The sequence below is a fragment of the Methylobacterium sp. GC_Met_2 genome (genome assembly GCF_026540795.1).
GTDB lineage: Bacteria > Pseudomonadota > Alphaproteobacteria > Rhizobiales > Beijerinckiaceae > Methylobacterium.
Window position 1 is genome coordinate 1 of the sequence record NZ_JALNUM010000118.1, and the last position, 18,457, is coordinate 18,457.

Below are 18,457 nucleotides of genomic sequence, written 5' to 3' on the forward strand. Positions count from 1 at the left end.
CGTTGTAGGTCCCGCAGCGGCACAGGTTCGTCATCGCGTCGGCGATGTCGCTTTCGGTCGGGTGCGGCGTCTGCTTGAGCAGAGCGGTGGCGGCCATGACCTGGCCGGACTGGCAATAGCCGCATTGCGGCACCTGCAACGCGACCCAGGCCTCCACGACCTTCCGGCCGATGGCGTCCTGCTCGATCGCCTCGATGGTGGTGATGGCCTGGGTGCCGACGCTCGCGAGCGGCACCTGACACGAGCGGGTCGCCTGCCCGTCGAGATGAACGGTGCAGGCCCCGCACTGGGCGATGCCGCAGCCGTATTTCGTTCCGGTCAGACCGAGCGTGTCACGCAGGACGAAAAGAAGCGGCGTATCGGGCTCAGCATCGACTGAATAATGGCGACCGTTGATCGTCAGGCTCACCATGTCTGCGACTCCCCGACAGTAAGCAGTCCCCCAAGGCCCTGCTTACGCAGCCGTCCCGGTATCCACTACGTCATAGTTGCCTCGTTTTCGGACATGCCGCCGCGTCAAACGACGGCAAGCGGACCCGCCGCCCGGCGGATCGCCCGCGGGACATCCCCCTGGACGCGCAGGAACGCCCGGCGCATTCGCTCGCGGTTGGCGAAGCCGGCCGCGGCGGCGATTTCCTCGATGGGCAGGCGGCTCTGCTCCAGCATGTGCTTGGCGGCCTCGACGCGCATGGCCTCGACGGCCTTGGCCGGCGAGACCCCGGTCTCGGCCCGGAAAGCCCGCGTGAACTGGCGCGGGCTGAGGCAGGCGACCCCCGCGAGGTCGTCCGTCGTCAGCGGGCGTTGCAGGTTCTGCCGTGCATGGGCGAGGACGCTCTGGATCCGGTCGCTCGGCGCATCGAAGTCGAGCAGGGCCGAATGCTGGGCCTGCCCCCCGGCCCGGCGTCGCTCCATGACCAGGCCCCGCGCAACGGTGCGGGCCACCGGCCGGCCGTGGTCGCGCTCGACCATGCCGACGGCGAGATCGATGCCCGCCGACATGCCGGCGGACGTCCAGAGATTGCCGTCCGCGACGTAGATCTTGTCGATGTCGAGGTCGCAGTCGGGATAACGCGCGCGGAACTGCGGCGCGTAGCGCCAGTGGGTCGTGGCGCGCCGCCCGCTCAACAGGCCGGCATCGGCCAGGGCGAAGGCGCCGAGGCACAGGCCCGCCAAGCGGCGCGTGGAACGGGCCGCCTCCCGCAGGTAGGCGACGAAACCCGGGCTCGGCTCGGGCAGGCTGATGCCCGCAGCGACGATGATCGTGTCGAAGGCGGACGGGTCGCTCAGCCTCTCGGTCTCGACGGCGGGGCCGCACCCGGAGCGAAGGAGGCCGCCTGCCTCCGACAGGACGCGGATGTCATAGGTCGTGTCGGCGACGTATCGGTTGGCGACGGCAAACGGTGAGGTCACGGCCAAGCCCATGAAATCGAACTCCGGGCAAAGCACGAGGCCAATGCGGCGGACGCCAGACATCGCGGAGACCTTTCACCTGCTCCCCTCACGCACCACAGATCGGCAAGGCTTGGGCCGATCCGCAACGCTCCACGGGCCTGACGTCATCCGACGGCTGCGGCAAGCACCCTCCGAAGGCGTTCATCCCGTTCGCCGGCGACGCGATCGATGACAGGCACCGACGCCTGCAGGGCGGATCGAACCGCTTCGAAAGACTTGATCGAAGAGAGGGTGACGTGCTCGACCATGATCTTGGTCGAAGTGAACTGATTGGACATGACGTCCATTCATATTTCACACGGTGAACAGTTCACAGCGCAGGTGCTTGCTCATCCTTGTCAGGTCCGCGTGCGCGATGAGGTCATGGCGCCAAGCGCCCCGAGCTTGACCCGGCTGGTATTGGCCTCGTGCGTGATCAGGGCGTTGGGCAGCCAACGGACCACGCCCGCGGTCGCGAAGCCGCCCTGCTCGTGGACCTGTGCGGCGTCCGTCGCGATGTTTCGGTTCCGATAAGCGACGGAGATTGTGGCGGGGGCTTTGAAGGGCTCGGCGGAGGCGATGGCGGGCTGAGCCTGCTGCCAGCGCGTGAGGCTCGGCACGAGCAGACCGCCTTGCGCCCGGACGTCGGCGGCACTCAGCGCCAGATGTGGCGTGTGGTAGGCCGCACCCAGAACAGCGGGGATGGAGAAAGCGCCGTGGGCGGCGGTGTCGAGGGTCGCCATGGACGGGGAGGCTGGCAGGACGGCCGCCACAATGATCGTCAGCGCGGCGGCGCGGGTGAGGGAACGGTGGGTCATCGCCGGATTCTCTCGGTGTGACGGGGCGACCCGTCCTTCGAAGAGGAGAAGATGCAGCCGGTAGCTGTATTCATCAAATAGATGCAATCAATACTCGGTATTCACGCCGTGAATGATCGTCCGTTTCCGACGACCCTGATGGGAGCGTAAGGAGTCTTGAACGCTGCATGGTCTCGCTTGGTCGGATGCCGCATCATCCGGTCGCCCAAGACCTGGTCAAGAGTTGCCGGCGGACCGAGCCATGACGATCAAGCACCGTGACCTCGCCGGCATCGACCTGAACTTGGTCGTGGCGCTCGATGTGCTCCTGACCGAGAGCAGCGTCACGCGCGCCGCCGTGAAGGTCGGCATCACGCAATCGGCCATGAGCAGCAACCTGGCGCGCCTGCGCAAGCTCCTCGGCGACGAACTCCTGACCCGCACGCCGGACGGCATGCGCCCGACGCCGCGGGCGCTCGCCCTCGTCGAGCCGGTTCGCGCGGCCCTGCGCCAGTTTCAGTGCATCGTCCTCCGGGAAGGCGACTTCGACCCCGCGACGGTCGAGCGGTCCTTCACGCTCGCCATTCCCGGCAGCGTCGAGGTGCGGCTCATCCCGCGCCTGCTCGCCGTCCTCGCACGCGAGGCGCCCGGCATCCGCCTGTCCCTGATCGGCCTCGATTACGCGAGCGTGTTGGGAGACCTCGACGCCGACCGGATCGACATGGTCGTCGGTATGATCTCACAGGGCCAAGTTCACCATAAGGTCCGGCCGCTCTATCGCTTCGGCTTCCTGAGCCTGTTCAATCCCCGGCTGCTCAACGTGAGCGGTCCGCTCTCGCTCGACGACTTCGTTCGCTTCCCGCACATCCTGACGTATCTGACCGGCGTCGGCCCGGGCGTGGTGGACGAGGCGCTCGCGAAGGTGGGCCGGACCCGCAGGCTGGCGGCGACGACGCCGCGCTTCGCGACCGTGCCGTTTCATGTGTAGGCCGCGCCCTTGATCGCCACGATGGCCGATGCGCTGGCCACGACCTTCGCCGACCAACTCGACTTGGCAACGAGCCCCGTGCCGGTGCCCACCGAGGAGATCGTCATCTCGATGCTGTGGCACGCGTCCTATGACCGAGATCCCGCCCATCGCGGGCTGCGGGAGATCATGGTTCGCCTGGGACGGGAGGCGGGGAGCGACCACGAAAAAGAAGCAGTCTAACCTTTTCCCACCGCGAGTTCCGCGGTTTTCGAACGACCCGTACAATCAGGTACTCACGGCTGCAGAACATGGCGCCAGTCAGCAAGCTGGCTTTGGGGACGCCACGAGAGTCTACTCAGGCATCGGCACAAGTCGGTAGCGATGCGTCCGCTTTTCGGGCGCCCCTACTCTGAAGCGGTCCTTCCGCTTTCGGCTAGGACCAGCCGGCCAGTCCGCGCTCGCGACCGCCATTCAGTTCGCAATGCCGGTTCATCGAAAACGGATCTCGACCCATACCAAGGAAAGCACTGCAAGGCTCTCTCGAGGGTAGAGTGACCCAGCGAGACGTTTGGCCGGCCTTTAAGATTGGCGTGTCACGGTCGCCTTCTGTATGGCCAAGGTGACCGGAGGAACTCGACGGTGAGCTGGCAGCAGCGTTCCAAGTGCCTGGGCTTATGCGTGGCGACAGCCTTAGCGGCACTCCCAGCACCGGCGCAGGCTGATGACCTCAGTGCATTGTTCGAGCCCAACACCATCGTCTCCGCCGGAGGATTCGTCGGGGCAGGCCCCCGTTTCCAGGGCGGCAAACAGGTCGGGCTCTGGGGATTGCCTTACGTGTCGTTCCGCAAAGCCGACGAACCCCGCGAGTGGTGGTCACCGGATGACGGCCTCGATGTCACGCTCGTTGGACAGGGACGGCTGCAGGCCGGTGCCGTACTGGATTTTCGCGAGGGCCGCTTCCGCAACGACGACCATCGGCTTGCTGGCCTACCCAGACTGCCGGTGACCGTGGGGCTCGGCGTGTTCGGTGAGTTTTGGCCGATCGCTGAAACCGTCAGGCTGCGGGCTGAAGTGACTCAGGGGATCCGCGCTCATGATGGGATCATCGCGAAATTTGGTGCCGATCTCGTGAGCCGCTTCGGGCGATTCACGCTCAGCATGGGCCCACGGTTCGTTATTGGTGATGAGGCCGCGATGCGGCTTGATTTCGATGTTCCCGTTGGAACGAACCTCGTGAACCCGATCCTTGCGCCGTATCGTGCCGCAGCCGGACCACGCTCGGCCGGAGCGACAGCAAGCCTCGGCTATGACTGGTCGGAAACTTGGCAGACGCTCGGCTACATCCGTTACGACCGGTTCATCGCATCGGCGTCCGACAGTCCGATCGTACGGCGCATTGGCACGCCCAACGAGCTCACGGTTGCGATCGGCGCAATCTATTCCTTTCGCGTGAGCCCTTGACCCGTTGTTGTTGACTAGCCAAAGCTATGTCACACAGAGTCGCCATCACGATATTGTGATTACTGTTGCGCATTGGGCACACACGTAACGCTTATGCGTCTTAAGCTTTTTTGGCCGAAATGTTTCCAAGATTTTCTGCTTATGACTCTCCCATAGGAGTGGAGAGTACCGTGGCACGCATTCTTCTGACGGGCGCGACCGGGCTGATCGGCGGCGCCGTGCTACATCACGCGCTCGGGCGCGACGATGACACGACTTGGGTCTGCCTCGTGCGCTGCGCGGGTGTCGAGCAGGGGCGTCAGCGCGTCGCCGCGCGCCTGGAGCGGTTCACCGATCCGTTCACAGCCCAACGCCTCGCACGCAAGATCGAGATCGTGCCCGGCGACTTTACCAATGCCGACCTCGATATGGATCCGCGGCTCGACGGATGCACCCACATCCTGCACCTCGCCGCTGATACGTCCTGGTGGGGCGGGGAGCGAGTCTTCAGGACCAACCACGACGGCACTCTTGCGCTGGCGCGACGTGCTCAGTCCATGCCGGGCTTGCAGCGCTTCCTGCACGTGGGCACGGCAATGATCTGCGGCGCCGACGCGCCGAGTCTCGTGGAAGAGACAGCCTATCCGGCAGCGGACGCTCGGCACATCGTCGGCTACACGGAATCGAAAGCTGCTACGGAAACCTCGCTTTCAGAACAGTTTCCCGACCTCCCGATCATCGTCGCTCGGCCATCTATCGTCGTCGGGCACTCGACGCTTGGTGCCGCGCCGAGTTCGAGCATTCTCTGGGTGCTGCGAGCCGCGGACGCACTGCGCATGCTGCCATGCAGCCCGGAAAGTTGCGTCGACATCGTCCCGGCCGACTGGGTCGCCGAGACGCTCGCAGGTCTTCTGATGAAACCGGATCTCAAGCACCGGCTCTATCACCTCTCCTCCGGTGCAACCGGCCGCACGCGCTGGTCCGACGTAATCGCCGCGTTCGAGAAGGCGGAACCCACTGACGGCATCCGCGCCTTCAGACAGTTCGATCTCGATCGCGATCGCGCGCACCTGCGCAAGCGCTTTGCGGAAGTATTTGGCTTGAAGGAGGCGTCCACGAGGGCGATGCTTTTGGCAACCAGAGCCTATTATGCGTTCTGCGCCCTTGATCTCTCGTTCGCCAACGAGAGGCTCATCGCCGAAGGCTTCGCGCAGGCACCGTCCATCGCTACCTACCTGCAGGTGTGTCTCGCAAACTCGGCTCCGATCGTGGAGCAGTTCGTGGACGATATTGAGATGTTCGCGCCAGCGCCGGTGACCACTCCATCGCCAGCGGAACTTCCCTTGGCGGCGATCGCATGATCCAATTGTAACCCGCACTATAACGATTGGGGCCGAGATCTCGGCGATCCTGGCGCCGAAGGCTGCGGATGGACTGACACGTCCATTCCCGACCCTGATCGTCGCGGCCGGCTACGAGACGGCCTCGAGGCTGATGTCGACGAGCATCGATCGTACCGATCGACATCGTTTACGCGATCTCGGCCGGCGTCGGTAGGATCGGAGTTGCTTAGGGTAGCGCTCTCTTGTTCGGGGAGCCGAAGGATGCTGCGATGGTCGCCGGCATCGCGACGATCGCCTGCAGGTTTCGGGTCCGCGCCGCAGCGCCGGATCATCGGTGATTCCGATGACTGATCCCCCGTGATCGGGCGGCCTAATACAACCTGTATCGGGACCCAAGGCTGCTGCCGTTGGGCTTGGGAAACCGGCCGCACCAGCACCCTTTGTATGGCTGGGATGAAAGCACCGTTCTTTTGAGAGAGCAAACCCAGTCAGATTTTTTGGATGATGTGCGTCCAACGCGGACGCTTGGCTGACGCCGACGGAGTCTCGGGGGCGGTTGTTGCAGCAGCTCAGCTTGTCAGCCTGAGCGGCGCCAAGAGCCTGGCTGACAGGCCGCACGAAAACGCAACGTCTGCGCAGCCACCCTGGTCGACGCGCCGCGCCACCTGTGTTTGCTGACACCATCGGCCGTCCAGACGAGCCGGGCAGGGGGGAAGAGCATGCAGACCCGTCGGCTATTGGCCTGCGCGCTCGGGTGCGCGCTCGGCGTCACACCGGCCCATGCGCGCATCACCAGCATCGAGATCAACACCGTCGAACCGTTCGCCGAAGGCGCGGAATTTGGATCTGCTGGCGCTTACGAGCGGGTCATCGGAGCCGCCCACGGCGAGCTCGATCCGGCGGACCCAGCCAACGCCGGCATCGTCGACATCGCGCTCGCGCCGCGCAATGCGCGCGGCATGGTCGAGTACAAAACCGATTTGTTTATCTTGCGCCCGAAAGATCCTGCGCGCGGCAGCGGCACGCTGCTGTTCGAGGTTCTGAATCGCGGACGCAAGTTCCTTTTTAACTGGGTGCTGGATGCGCCAGCCCAAGCGGCCCAGGCCGTCAACGATCCACGCAGCGCCGTGGATGCCGGCACCGGACTAGTCCTGCGTCGCGGGGACACCCTCGTTTGGTCGGGTTGGGAGGCGGACGCGCTGCGTCAGCAGGGCGGCATGGCGATTGACGTGCCGGTGGCCTCCCGCAACGGCAAGCCGATCGTGGAGACCGTGCGCGACGAACTCGTCAGCGCGACGCGCGGGCCGCCAGAGGCGCCCTTCTATCTCACCTTCAAGGCGGCCACCGGGGAGAAGGCCGGAACGCAGCTGACCGTACGCCGCCGGGAGGCAGACCCGCCCCGGCCCGTTCCGGCGGAGGCGTGGCACTACGCGACGTCGCGGCAACTCGAACTCCTGCCCAAGGGCACCACACCGCTGCCGGGCTCGATCTATGAATTCACCTACCAGGCGACTGAACCGAAGGTGCTCGGCGTCGGCTTTGCCGCAACGCGCGACGTCGTCGCCTACCTGCGCGGCGATGCCGCCGGCGGTGACAATCCAGCTCGCGGGATGATCCGGCACGCGGTCGCGCTCGGCATCTCACAAAGTGGGCGCTACCTGCGTGACTTCATCAGTCAGGGCTACAATCGCGACGAGGCAGGGCACCGGGTCTTCGATGGCGTGCTGTCCCACATCGCTGGGATCGGCGGGATCTTCCTCAACGCGCGCTTCGGCCAACCGTCCCGAACGAACACGCAGCACGAGGATCATCTCTACCCGGAGAATGCGTTCCCGTTCTCCACGACGCCCCAACATGACCCGGTGACGGGACGGACCGGCACGCTTCTGCGCAACGACGGTTTCGACCCGTTGCTGATCGAAGTGAACACGGGCACCGAGTACTGGCAGAAGGGGGCCTCGCTGCTGACGACGGATCCGCTCGGCCGCACCGACATCGTCCTGCCCGAGACGACGCGTGCTTACCTGGTTTCAAGCGCCTTCCACTATGGGCGCGCTGGATTGAACTCGAATAAGGGCCCCTGCGCGAACGCGCGCAGCACCCTCAATCCAGCACCGGCGCTCCGAGCCCTGCTCGTCGCGCTTGAGGCGTGGGTGACGGACGGCACGGTACCGCCTGACAGCCGCATTCCGCGGCTGTCGGATGGCACGTTGGTTGAGGCGGCCGAGATTGGCTTCCCCTTCATCGTCGGTGTGCCGGTCCCGACCGCGCCGAACACGATCGCCCGCTTCAGCACCTACGTCGATCCCAAGCCGGAGAGCGGGCTACAATACCGGCCCCTCGTGCCGCGCGTCGATGCGGACGGCAACGACGTGGCAGGCATACGTCTGCCGGCCGTTGCTGCACCACGCGCGACCTTCACGGGTTGGAACCTCTACGCTGATCCTTTTCCCGCTGGCGCCCTGTGCGACCGGGAGGGTAGCCAGCTTCCGTTTGCCCGAACACGGGCCGAGCGAGAGGCCAGCGGGGATCCGCGGTCCTCGTTGGAGGAACGCTACCGGGACCAAGATACCTATCTTGCTGCAGTGGCCAGATCTGTGGACTCGCTCGTCAAGGATCGCCTGCTCCTACGCGAGGATGGCGATCGCATGATCGAGGTGGCACGGCAGGAGGCTGCACGGTAGATCGAGTGAGGGTACTTCCGCCCGGCTCCGCGGGACCATCGATGCCGCGCGATGACGGGAGTTGTGCCCGCTCAAGCGTCCTGCGGGGCCGAGGATCGGGTAGGCAGCTTCCAGCCGGGCCTGAGGAAGTGGCAGGTATACCCGTCGGGCCGGCGCTGCAGGTAATCCTGGTGCTCTGGCTCTGCCTCCCAGAAGGGGCCCGCCGGCTCCACCTCGGTCACGACCTTACCGGGCCACAGGCCCGACGCCTCGACGTCGGCGATCGTCTCCTCGGCCACGCGGCGCTGCGCATCATCCGTGTAGTAGATGGCGGAGCGGTAGCTCAGGCCGCGGTCGTTGCCCTGGCGGTTCGGAGTCGTCGGGTCGTGAATCTGGAAAAAGAACTCCAGTACGCGCCGGAAGCTCGTCTGAGCCGGGTCGAACGTGATCTCGATCGCTTCGGCATGGGTGCCGTGGTTGCGGTAAGTCGCGTTCGGTATGTCACCGCCGGTATAGCCGACCCGCGTCGAAACCACGCCGCTCTCGCGTCGGATCAGCTCCTGCATCCCCCAGAAGCACCCGCCCGCCAGGATCGCTCTCTCATTGCCAACCATCGCCGCCCCGCAGATCAAAAATGCACATGGTCCACCTCATATGGAGATTTGATGTCCGCGTTGCCTGCGGCGTGATGGCGGCTTCGCGGAGCCGTGCTCACCTTGAGGCCTCTTCCGGCGTACCGTGCTTCGCCGCCATCGGGTCGGAAGTTGCGACCAAGGCGTTTCGATTCGGAACAGCATTCGTCAATGATTGCAGGAGAAAGACAGCCGTTGCAGAAAATCATCAATCTTTCTCGTTTCGAAGTCAGTCTATCATCCATTCGGTGGAGGACACACGCAGCCTGAGCCGCAACGATGCCTCACCGTAACGGCAGCGCTTCCGCGTTCTCGGATTGCGCGGGCGCACAACACCTCAGATCGGCGGAAAGCCGCACGGGGGCGGAGGAGGGCACGTGGAGCCAGAGCGGCGCTATTTTCTCGGTGGCCTTGCCTTCGGTATCGGTGCGGTCGCGTCCGGCCGGGCACGCGGGGCCGATGGCGATGGTCGGGCGGCCGGCAAGGAGGCCTCGTCCTCCGCGAGCTTTGTCCGGACGATCCCGCGCAAGACCGGTGCAGCCCAGGCTTTCACCGGGCATCTCGATGGCGGGACGATCAAGGCAACGTCGGGCGGTTGGGCCCGCGACCTCACCGCCCGCCAGCTGCCTATCGCGACCGGCCTCGCGGGCGCACACCTGTTCCTCAACCCGGGCGGTGTGCGCGAGATGCACTGGCACTCCTCAGCGGAGTGGGCCTACGTCGTCGCCGGCCAGTGCCAAGTGACGATCGTCGATCCCGACGGCGGCCTTGAGGTCGTGAACTTTGGTCCCGGTGACACGTGGTCGTTTCCGGCGGGTCATGCCCATGCGATCCAGACGTTGGGCGGGGCGCCCTGCCACGCGATCCTCGCCTTCGATGACGGCCTCTACGGGGATCACGGCACCTTCGGCCTGAGCGACTGGCTTAGCCGCCTCGACCCCGGAACCCTGCAGGCCGCGTTCAACCTCTCGAATGCGGTCAGCCGCAACCTGCCGGAGGGCGAGGTCTACATCGCGCAAGGTCCGGTCATCCCGTTGGACGGCGCCGTCGCGCGCGACGAGCGCCGATTGAACGCCGCGGCCTCCCATCGGTTCGCCCTCGCCCAGGCCCAGCCCGTCATCGCGTGTGCGGCCGGGACGCTGCGCGTTGCGCCCGCCCAAACGTTCCCGATGTCGACCACCATGACGGGCTTCAGCGAGACGCTGCTTCCGAGCGCCCTCCACGCGCCGCACTGGCACCCCGGGGCGAACGAGTGGCATTTCCTGCTCGAAGGCCGCACGCGTGTAACGGTGTTCGAGCCTGAGAAGCGGCTCGCCACGGCGGAGTTGATGCCGGGCGATTGTGCCTACTTCCCGAAGGCCGCTGCGCACATGATCGAGAATATCGGGACCGAACCCTGCACCTTCGTGGGCGTGCACGACAGTCCTGCGCACCAGGAGTGTTCGCTCTCGCAGTGGCTGGCGCTGGCCCCTCGGCAGGTCATCGCCGCGAACCTTGGCTTGCGCGAGGATGAGCTGGTGGGTCTGCCGAAGGAGCCGATCGCCTTCGCGCGCTCCGCCTGACCATGATGGTATCGTACCGCGCGGTCTTGGTCGGGGCCCTGATCCTGTGCGCAACGGTGATCCGGTCCATCTCCGGGATCGGAACCGATCAGCCGCTGTCTGCACGAAACCTGCAATCGGCCGATGCTTTGCTGGTTGTGCACCCTGTCGACCTCGCTCTGGCCGACGATTGGGGGATGGTCGGCATCGATCCGGACTTGGTGATCTCAGTGGATCCTGTTGAGAACGGTGCGATTGAGATGTGCCGCGTTGTGTGGCGCGACGGACAAGCCCTCGTCTTGGGAAGCGTCATTCAGACGCGGACTCGGCTCGGCTTGGAGCCAACGCGCTGAACGGGGCGCAGGCGGCCATCGAACGTGTCAGTCGACTCGCGCCCGCTTCGCGGTTCAGAACCCCCAGAAGCGGACAGGCGGCTTTCGGGTCGTTCCGGCTCGCGTCGGTGACCGACGTCCGTGTGAGTCGGATGCGAAACGCTCTGTCTACCTTTGTGAAGTCCTGCCACCGATTGTGGCCGGTGACGACAATGTCTGGATCGCAGCCTGTGCTGTGCGGCGGCTTAGAAGTGCATCGGCGGTTGGCCAGCCGCGCCGATTGCCCCGCTCCGGCTCGGGTTGCCCAAACCGCCCGCCGGGCTACCGTCCAGACCGCGAGCCAGCAGGCTTAACGCCATGAGGGCGAGGAGGAGGCCGGCGACCTTGTTCATCTGGTTCAGAACCTGACTGGTGACACAGCGCCGGAACAGGGACACGGCGGTGTTAAGCACGACCCACCAGCCGAACGAGCCGAGGAATACGCCGGCCGCCAGCACCGGGAGTGGCGTGGTCCCCCGCGCGAGGAGTGCCGGCGTAGCGACGAGGAACAGCACGGGGGTGATCGGATTCGCCACGGCCAGCGCAACCGCACTGCCGTAGCTCGCCGCCAGGGTGTCGCGGCGCTCGCTGCTCACCTGCAACACCGAGACGCTGCTAAGTACCCGGACCGCCAGGGCAAGTAGCACTGCACCCGAGACCAGGGAGAGCAGGCCCCCGTTCGACCACGCCGGAGCGAGGTCCGCGCCCCAGCACATGATCACGGTCCCGTACGTCAGATGCACGGTCGCGACGCCGAGCCCGGTAGCAAGGCCGGTGGGTAGGCCCGCCGACAGCGTTCGCTGAATGCATAGCAAGCTCGCCGGCCCGATCGGCGCCGCGATAGACATGCCAAGACTCGCGCTGGCGAGCAGAGCTGTGACGAAGACGCCCATGACGCCGGGAATGCGCCTAGTCGTCTTCCACGCGGTCGAGGGGCGAAACGGCCGCGCGAGGCAGCGCTGCAGCGCTGTTGGCGTCCGGGCACCCGATTTGATCACGCTCCAGGGCCGAGGAAGCTTGGGCGCAGGCCACGTCCGGCAGGTCGTTCAACTGGTCGGCCCAGGCCCCGGTGCAGGACCAGACGACGAGGAAAGTGGCGACAATTGTTTTCATGGCTGATCCTTCCGTGCGCGGACAATCTAGGAATGGCTGAAGTCTGAGCATCCTCCGTCTGGCGGATGGCGCCGTCTGCGCTGTTCCAGGCGCGCGGCCGACGTTCCAGCCGAGCGAGGAAGCATCGTATCTTCAGGCGCTTGCAGGGCCGCCCCTGGTTTCCGGAGGCTCTGTCGCCGCCGCGTCCGGTGCCGCGAACGGAGAGCGGACTGACCGGAAAGGTGCTCGGCGCGCCGTCCCTAGCCAGGGGCATCATCCGTTTGTAGGATGCCAATGCCGCTTTTGGACTGATATTGGTCTTACCAAGACCAGCAAGATCATCGTGGTGCATGTCGATGCAGGAAGCGCTTATCGACCGGATCTACGAGGCTGCGGGCACGCCGGAGCTCTGGCCGGAAGTCCTCCAATCGCTTGGCGATATGGCGAACTCGGATGGCGCCGTGCTCATGGTGCTGCCCCCCGTCGGAATGCCCCGCTGGATTGCCTCGCCGGCTTTGAAGCCGCGCGTAAGTCACCTGACGGCTGCGAACTCCTGGCGCAGCAGCGGGCGTACGGCGCAATGGCGCGCCGAAGCTCATGCGGGCTTCATGCGCGACGTCGACCTCGCACCGGGCTCCTGTGCGGGCTGGCCCTGTGATGTCGAGAAGCCGTTCTGGCAGGTGGGAACAACGTTTCCCCTGCCGACAGGCGACGTGGCAATCATTACCGCCGAACGTCGGGCCCAAACGGGTGCCCATGAAGCCTCCATCCTGCCCAGACTCGATGCGTTGCGACCGCATCTCGTGCGCGCCTGCCAGCTCAGCGCCCGGTTCAATTGTGAGCGCTCCCGTCTCACCGGCATGACGCTCGACCAGATCGGACTCCCCGCCGCTGTCCTGTCGGCTTCGGGGCGGGTGCTCACCATGAATGCTCATCTGCAGCAGCGGGAGGAAGTTCTACCCCCGGGCCAGCACGGCGGCCTGCTCTTCAAGAGTTTGATCAACAGCAAGCTGCTGCAGGACGCGATCGGCAACGTCGTTGGCGGCCGGCACGCAGTGCAAACCATGCCGGTGCGCAGCTATTCCGATCACCGTCCTCAGATCGCTCACATCATGCGCCTGGAGCCGCATCCCGGCGACGCCTTCGGTACCTCAGCGGTGCTGCTCATCCTCGTGCACGTCGGCGCGCGGGCCGTTCCGGCCGACGGCCTCCTGAACATGCTGTTCGACCTCACCCCGGCGGAGGCCCGGCTGCTCCAGGCGCTGGCCGGGGGCTTGCGCCTGCAGAGCTACGCCGAGAGCGTCGGCGTCCAAGCAAGCACGGTCCGCACCCAACTCAACTCGATCTTCAACAAGACTGGGACCAAGCGGCAAGCGGAGTTGCTGAGCATCGTCGCCTCGCTCGCGCTGTTCAGTGGACAGACGACGAAGTGCTTAGGCGCGGCATAGATCAAACCGCGGCGCCGTCCAAGAAGGTGGCCAACGCCTGCGCGGTCGGAAAGGCCTCGAAGGCCCCGAACCGGCAAGTGGTGAGCGCGCCGCAGGCTGCAGCCCTTCGCAGGGTCGCGTCGAGGGGCTCGTCCGAGAGCAGGCCCGCCATCAGTCCGGCCGTGAAGGCGTCCCCGGCGCCGACCGTATCGACTGCCGCCACCGCGAAGGCCGGCTGGTGTAGAGGCGGCAATCCAGGGCGGAACGCCATCGCGCCGCGCTCCCCGAGGGTCACCACGAGCAGTTCGAGCCCGCCGTCGAGCAGCGCGGCAATGGCCGGCGTCGCGGCTTGGGCGGCGGCGATGGCGTCAGACGCTCCCAGGCCGAGGTCGGCGGCCTCGACCGCATTGACGACGAGGATCGCGGTATCGGCAAGGATCGCCGGGTCGATGGGGCGCACGGGAGACGGGTTCAGCAGGGTGAGATGGCCCAGCGTCCGAGCCAAGGCAAAGGCCTCGCGGATGGGGGCGTCCGGCGATTCGAAGGTCGCCGCCACGAGGGCCGCCTGCCTGACACGGGCGGCGACGGCTCGGACGTCCTCAGCATCAAGGGCCAAGTTGGCGCCGAGACAGACCGCCAAGCAGTTCTCGCCGGATGCATCGACGAAGGCGACGCCGGCGCCCGTCGAGCCAGCATGCGGTACCAGCATAGTCTCGGAGAATCCGACTTGCGCGAAGGTCGAGCGGACCATCGGGGACAACACGTCCGTGCCGACGGCAAAGAGTCCGTCCACCGTGATGCCGAGCTGATGCGTGGCAAGCGCGAGGTTGAAGCCCTTGCCGCCCGGTTCGGCGAGGAAAGCCAAGCCAGTGAGGGACTCGCCCGCCTGCGGCAGCCGCGTGACCTTGACCGAGCAGGCCATCACGAAGCTACCAATGACGAACACACGCATGGAGCGCCCCGAGCCTGTCCGATATAAGCATCTGTACCGGAGGTCGATCGGACGTGCGCCCCAAAAATCGGATCCTAAACGGTGATGATGAGCCGAACTTCGCGGGAGACGAGCGTCCCTCGGTGCTCTCTCTCCTGCGCCTGCGTGGCGACACGGCGATGCCGCTGTACCGGCAGATCGAAGGCCAGCTCCGTGAACTCATCCTGTCGGGTTCGCTGCCGCCAGGCGTCATCCTGCCGGCAGAGCGACAACTCGCCGAGAGCCTCGGGGTCAGCCGCGTCACGGTTCAGCGCGCCTATGCCGAACTCAGCGACAACGAATTTCTTGTGCCACGCGGACGCTCCGGCTTCCTCGTGCGCGGTCCGCCTGAGCCCGTGCGCCCGGGCATGGACCGGCTCAAGGGCTTCACGGAGGAGATGCGGGAGTTGGGCAAGATCCCGTCATCCCGCATTCTCGATCGGGCAGTCACCGAGGACCGCTCGATCGCGTCGATCTTCGGCCTGCCCTCGACGGCCCCGTTCCTGCGCCTGACGCGCGTTCGCTCCGGCGACGGCGTGCCGATGTCGCGCGAGGTCGCCTGGTACAATATCCGCGCAGTGCCCGCGCTCGAGACCGGCGATCTCTCGGGCTCCGTTTACGCCTTCCTCAGCAGTCACCCGAGCGGCCGCCTCGTGCGGTGCGAGCAGACGGTGGAAGCGACGATGCCGACGGCGGACGAGTGCAAGATCTTCGCCTTCGACCGGCCGCTCCCGTGCCTGCTGATCAAGCGCCACAGCTACAATCAGGACTCCGTTATGATCGAGTACGTTGAGGGCCTGTTCCGCGGAGACGCCTATCGCTATCGGCTTAATTTGAGCGCGTAGCGAATGTAACTCATGTCTATCGCCAACATGCCAATATTGTTTCAAATATAATACGCCATCCGATCGAACTTGATGGATAACGGCTTCGATGTTTGAGAACTTGCTCGAAAGTTTAGTTGTAGTAAAAATCTTGCATCGTCAGGACGAGATACCCTGCGGATTGAGTCTAAGCAAGGCGCCAAGCAACGTAAGATCTTCGCGGTAGCCAGCCTCCGAAGTCGATGGCATCGTATGGTCTCGGAAGGTTGAGCCGAGACCGGATAAATCTGTTTCGTGCCGAACCGTCTCCGAAGCGGCCTTGCCGCTCACTGCCAGATTACGCCATGCCGGATCGGCAAAGAGCGCAAAACCGGACGTTCCGTTTGGCGCCCGTTCCAGCCATCGGCACCTCATCGGTCAGGCCCAGACGCGGACATGGCTGCGGACGACAAGCAGAACCGCGTGCACGCGCTCGGCATGATCGAGACCCACTCGGCCGAAAAGGCCGCGCGCCGACGGCGCCGGGGCCGCCGCCCGCCATCAGGGTGCTGGAGGTCTCCATGGCAGCCGCCACTTTGCGGCGCCACCCTCCGTTGGCCCGCTCGCAAATTCCCGCAATCGCGACATAGGCGGTGGCCATGAACCCGCGGGCAGGCGATGCCTGGGTTCCTCGCTTCCGGCCAAGGTCGCAGGGCTTGCGTCCGAAGGGCGGGCGCGAGCGGCCGGCGCAGTCACGGACACCATGACCCAATATCTCGTCAGGCGCGCCAACCTCCTCGTGCTCGGCGTCCTCATGGCCATCGTTGCCCTTGTCGGCGCGGCGACGTGGGAGCGCCTCAACGCCTCGCGCGCGGCCCGGGAGTGGTCGCAGCACAGCTACCGCGTTCTGAGCACCACCAAGGACCTCGCCATCGCCCTGCGCGACGCGGAACGCGGTCAGCGCGGCTACGTCCTCACCGGCCGGGACGAGTACCTAGCGCCCTACGACGCGGCCCGCGACCGCCTCGGCCTGCTCCAGGGCGAATTGCAGAAGCTCACCGCCGACAACCCCGCGCAGCAGGAGCGCATCCGCGCCATGGCGCCGGCCATCCAGCAGAAGCTTGAGGAGCTCGCCCAGACCTTGCAAGCACGCCGCGACGGCGGGCTTGAGAACGCCTTGCGCATCATCAACGGCGATGCCGGCCGCAAGCACATGCGGGACGCCGAGGCGGTGCTCGATAGCATGCTTGGCGACGAGCAGCGGCTGCTCGACGAACGCCTCGCCCAGAACGACGCCCGGGCGGCCTGGGTGCGTTGGATGGTTATCGCCGGGTCGGCGCTGGCCGTCCTCACCATGCTCTGGGCGGCTCGCCTCCTGAACCAAGCGTGGTCGCGTTCCAACACGACCGGGGCCGAGCAACGGGCGCTGGCGCTTCGCCTACGCACCACCATCGACAGCCTCAGCCAGGGCGTTGCGGTGTTCGGGCCTGACCGCAGGCTCGCGAACTGGAACGCGTGCTTCGAGGTGCTGCTGGACCTGCCGAAGGCCATGCTCCGGCTGGGGACCGCCTACGGCACCTTCGCCGATCACACCGGCGGGCCCGGCCGCCTCACCCTTGAGACCGAGGATCAGGTCCGCCACGGCAGCTGGAATCCGCGCGAGGCGGTGACCTACGAGCGCGAGCGCGCCGACGGCCATCACCTGGAGATCCGCCGGACGCCGATGCCGGACGGCGGCTTCGTCCTGACGATTTCCGACATGACCAAGCGCGCCCAGGCCGAAGCCGTGCTGCGCGAAGCCCAGAAGATGCAAGCGGTCGGGCAACTGACCGGGGGCATCGCACACGATTTCAACAACCTGCTGCAGGTTATCCTCGGGAACCTGGAGTTCGTCCGGGCGAAGCTCGACGGCGACGCGAGGCTGCAGCAGCGGATCGAGCGCGCGGCCTGGGCGGCCGAGCGCGGCGCGACGCTGACGGGCCAACTCCTCGCCTTCGCGCGCAAGCAGCCGCTCGCGCCTGCACCCGTCGACCTCGCCGCGACGATGCCGGACCTGATTCCGCTCCTGCGACGCACCCTTGGCGAGCACATCGAGGTCCGCTACGTCGAGACCGCCGGGCTATGGCCGGCGATGGCCGACCCGGCCCAGTTGGAGAGCGCGGTCCTCAACCTCGCACTGAACGCCCGGGACGCGATGCCGGGCGGCGGCAGGCTCACCATCGAGCTCGGCAACAAGGTCCTCGACGAGGCCTATGCCCGGGACAACGCCGAGGTCGCACCCGGCGATTACGCCATGGTGGCGGTCTCCGACACCGGCCACGGCATGACGCCGGAGGTGGTGGCGCGCGTGTTCGAGCCGTTCTTCACGACCAAGCCCGACGGCAAGGGCACCGGGCTCGGCCTCGCCATGGTGTTCGGCTTCGTCAAGCAGTCGGGCGGACACGTGAAGATCTATTCCGAGCCCGGCCAGGGTACGAGCGTGAAGATCTACCTGCCCCGGGCAGTCGGGACGATGACCGTTGCCGGGCAGCGGCCCGCAGCTCCGGTGGAACTGCCGCGTGGCTCGGCGACAGTGCTGGTCGTCGAGGACGAGGCGGGGGTGCGTGAGATCGCGTGCGCCATCCTTTCCGATCTCGGCTACCGGGTGCTGGAGGCGGCAGACGGCGAAGAGGGGCTGCGGATGTTCGGCGCGAACGCGGCGGCCGTCGACCTTCTGCTGACCGACGTGGTCCTGCCCGGCAAGGTCCGGGGTCGCGAGCTCGCCGAGCGGGTTCAAGCCATACGGCCGGAAGTGCGGGTGGTGTTCATGTCCGGCTACACGGAGAACTCCATCGTGCATCACGGCCGGCTCGACGACGGGGTGCACCTCGTCGGAAAACCGTTCAAGCGGGAACAACTCGCTCGCAAGGTCGCCGAGGTTCTCGGTACTGCCGCGACGGGGGCGGCGCAGGCCGAGAACGTGGTGGTCCTGCGCCCT

The 18,457-nt window shown here is 66.1% G+C and carries 16 protein-coding genes and 1 pseudogene; 9 read left to right on the forward strand and 8 right to left on the reverse strand.

Features of this window, described 5'->3' with window-relative positions:
- The 4 genes from OXS49_RS27355 to OXS49_RS27370 form a co-directional block, all read right to left on the reverse strand.
- Positions 1 to 412, reverse strand: a 412-nt coding sequence (locus tag OXS49_RS27355) for a (2Fe-2S)-binding protein (RefSeq protein ID WP_267427825.1), incomplete at its 3' end; no start/stop codon positions are given.
- A gap of 104 nt (positions 413 to 516) precedes the next feature.
- A complete protein-coding gene (locus OXS49_RS27360; protein ID WP_267427826.1) occupies positions 517 to 1,473 on the reverse strand; it encodes a GlxA family transcriptional regulator in 957 nt (318 codons plus the stop codon).
- An 83-nt stretch (positions 1,474 to 1,556) separates the two neighbouring features.
- Positions 1,557 to 1,730, reverse strand: a complete 174-nt coding sequence (locus OXS49_RS27365; RefSeq protein WP_267427827.1) for a hypothetical protein — start codon at positions 1,728 to 1,730, stop codon at positions 1,557 to 1,559.
- A gap of 60 nt (positions 1,731 to 1,790) precedes the next feature.
- Entirely contained in the window at positions 1,791 to 2,249 is a 459-nt protein-coding gene (locus OXS49_RS27370; protein WP_267427828.1) for a hypothetical protein, read from the reverse strand.
- Between the two features lie 241 nt (positions 2,250 to 2,490).
- On the opposite strand from OXS49_RS27370, the pseudogene OXS49_RS27375 reads away from it, so the two are divergent.
- The 4 genes and pseudogenes from OXS49_RS27375 to OXS49_RS27390 all read left to right on the forward strand — a co-directional run bounded on the left by OXS49_RS27375 (position 2,491) and on the right by OXS49_RS27390 (position 8,665).
- A pseudogene (locus OXS49_RS27375) lies at positions 2,491 to 3,438 on the forward strand (LysR family transcriptional regulator).
- Positions 3,439 to 3,837: 399 nt separating this feature from the next.
- On the forward strand, positions 3,838 to 4,659 hold the full coding sequence (locus tag OXS49_RS27380; protein WP_267427829.1) for a MipA/OmpV family protein: 822 nt from the start codon (positions 3,838 to 3,840) through the stop codon (positions 4,657 to 4,659).
- A 170-nt stretch (positions 4,660 to 4,829) separates the two neighbouring features.
- Complete coding sequence (locus OXS49_RS27385) at positions 4,830 to 5,999, forward strand: SDR family oxidoreductase (protein ID WP_244007031.1); 1,170 nt, start codon at positions 4,830 to 4,832, stop codon at positions 5,997 to 5,999.
- A gap of 701 nt (positions 6,000 to 6,700) precedes the next feature.
- Complete coding sequence (locus tag OXS49_RS27390; protein WP_267427830.1) at positions 6,701 to 8,665, forward strand: alpha/beta hydrolase domain-containing protein; 1,965 nt, start codon at positions 6,701 to 6,703, stop codon at positions 8,663 to 8,665.
- A gap of 71 nt (positions 8,666 to 8,736) precedes the next feature.
- Here the strand turns inward: OXS49_RS27390 and msrA are convergent, their stop codons facing one another.
- Entirely contained in the window at positions 8,737 to 9,258 is a 522-nt protein-coding gene (msrA, locus tag OXS49_RS27395; RefSeq protein ID WP_267427831.1) for a peptide-methionine (S)-S-oxide reductase MsrA, read from the reverse strand.
- Positions 9,259 to 9,653: 395 nt separating this feature from the next.
- Between msrA and OXS49_RS27400 the strand changes: the two genes are divergently transcribed.
- Entirely contained in the window at positions 9,654 to 10,838 is a 1,185-nt protein-coding gene (locus OXS49_RS27400) for a cupin domain-containing protein (protein WP_267427832.1), read from the forward strand.
- Between the two features lie 26 nt (positions 10,839 to 10,864).
- Positions 10,865 to 11,170, forward strand: a complete 306-nt coding sequence (locus OXS49_RS27405) for a hypothetical protein (RefSeq protein WP_267427833.1) — start codon at positions 10,865 to 10,867, stop codon at positions 11,168 to 11,170.
- 224 nt (positions 11,171 to 11,394) lie between these two features.
- On the opposite strand, the gene OXS49_RS27410 is transcribed toward OXS49_RS27405, so the two are convergent.
- Both OXS49_RS27410 and OXS49_RS27415 read right to left on the reverse strand, forming a co-directional pair.
- On the reverse strand, positions 11,395 to 12,036 hold the full coding sequence (locus OXS49_RS27410) for a LysE family transporter (RefSeq protein WP_267427834.1): 642 nt from the start codon (positions 12,034 to 12,036) through the stop codon (positions 11,395 to 11,397).
- A 61-nt stretch (positions 12,037 to 12,097) separates the two neighbouring features.
- On the reverse strand, positions 12,098 to 12,301 hold the full coding sequence (locus tag OXS49_RS27415; RefSeq protein ID WP_267427835.1) for a hypothetical protein: 204 nt from the start codon (positions 12,299 to 12,301) through the stop codon (positions 12,098 to 12,100).
- A 329-nt stretch (positions 12,302 to 12,630) separates the two neighbouring features.
- Here OXS49_RS27415 and OXS49_RS27420 point away from each other — a divergent pair, with 329 nt between their 5' ends.
- Positions 12,631 to 13,728, forward strand: a complete 1,098-nt coding sequence (locus OXS49_RS27420; RefSeq protein ID WP_267427836.1) for a helix-turn-helix transcriptional regulator — start codon at positions 12,631 to 12,633, stop codon at positions 13,726 to 13,728.
- A 1-nt stretch (position 13,729) separates the two neighbouring features.
- Here the strand turns inward: OXS49_RS27420 and OXS49_RS27425 are convergent, their stop codons facing one another.
- Entirely contained in the window at positions 13,730 to 14,659 is a 930-nt protein-coding gene (locus tag OXS49_RS27425) for a PfkB family carbohydrate kinase (RefSeq protein WP_267427837.1), read from the reverse strand.
- Between the two features lie 158 nt (positions 14,660 to 14,817).
- Here OXS49_RS27425 and OXS49_RS27430 point away from each other — a divergent pair, with 158 nt between their 5' ends.
- Positions 14,818 to 15,522 carry a GntR family transcriptional regulator gene (locus OXS49_RS27430; RefSeq protein WP_243920258.1) on the forward strand — a complete coding sequence of 235 codons (705 nt, stop codon included), beginning with the start codon at positions 14,818 to 14,820 and terminating at the stop codon, positions 15,520 to 15,522.
- A 721-nt stretch (positions 15,523 to 16,243) separates the two neighbouring features.
- Positions 16,244 to 18,457 (forward strand): CHASE3 domain-containing protein (locus OXS49_RS27435; protein ID WP_267427838.1); only part of this gene is annotated, 2,214 nt, incomplete at its 3' end.

Excerpts from the sequence above, each read along its gene's own strand:
- OXS49_RS27390 (WP_267427830.1), top strand. The coding sequence starts at position 6,701 with ATGCAGACCCGTCGGCTATTGGCCTGCGCGCTCGGGTGCGCGCTCGGC.
- OXS49_RS27425 (WP_267427837.1), bottom strand. The coding sequence starts at position 14,659 with ATGCGTGTGTTCGTCATTGGTAGCTTCGTGATGGCCTGCTCGGTCAAG.
- OXS49_RS27365 (WP_267427827.1), bottom strand. The coding sequence starts at position 1,730 with ATGTCCAATCAGTTCACTTCGACCAAGATCATGGTCGAGCACGTCACC.
- OXS49_RS27430 (WP_243920258.1), top strand. The coding sequence starts at position 14,818 with ATGCCGCTGTACCGGCAGATCGAAGGCCAGCTCCGTGAACTCATCCTG.
- msrA (WP_267427831.1), bottom strand. The coding sequence starts at position 9,258 with ATGGTTGGCAATGAGAGAGCGATCCTGGCGGGCGGGTGCTTCTGGGGG.
- OXS49_RS27370 (WP_267427828.1), bottom strand. The coding sequence starts at position 2,249 with ATGACCCACCGTTCCCTCACCCGCGCCGCCGCGCTGACGATCATTGTG.
- OXS49_RS27420 (WP_267427836.1), top strand. The coding sequence starts at position 12,631 with ATGTCGATGCAGGAAGCGCTTATCGACCGGATCTACGAGGCTGCGGGC.
- OXS49_RS27415 (WP_267427835.1), bottom strand. The coding sequence starts at position 12,301 with ATGAAAACAATTGTCGCCACTTTCCTCGTCGTCTGGTCCTGCACCGGG.
- OXS49_RS27360 (WP_267427826.1), bottom strand. The coding sequence starts at position 1,473 with ATGTCTGGCGTCCGCCGCATTGGCCTCGTGCTTTGCCCGGAGTTCGAT.
- OXS49_RS27410 (WP_267427834.1), bottom strand. The coding sequence starts at position 12,036 with ATGTCTATCGCGGCGCCGATCGGGCCGGCGAGCTTGCTATGCATTCAG.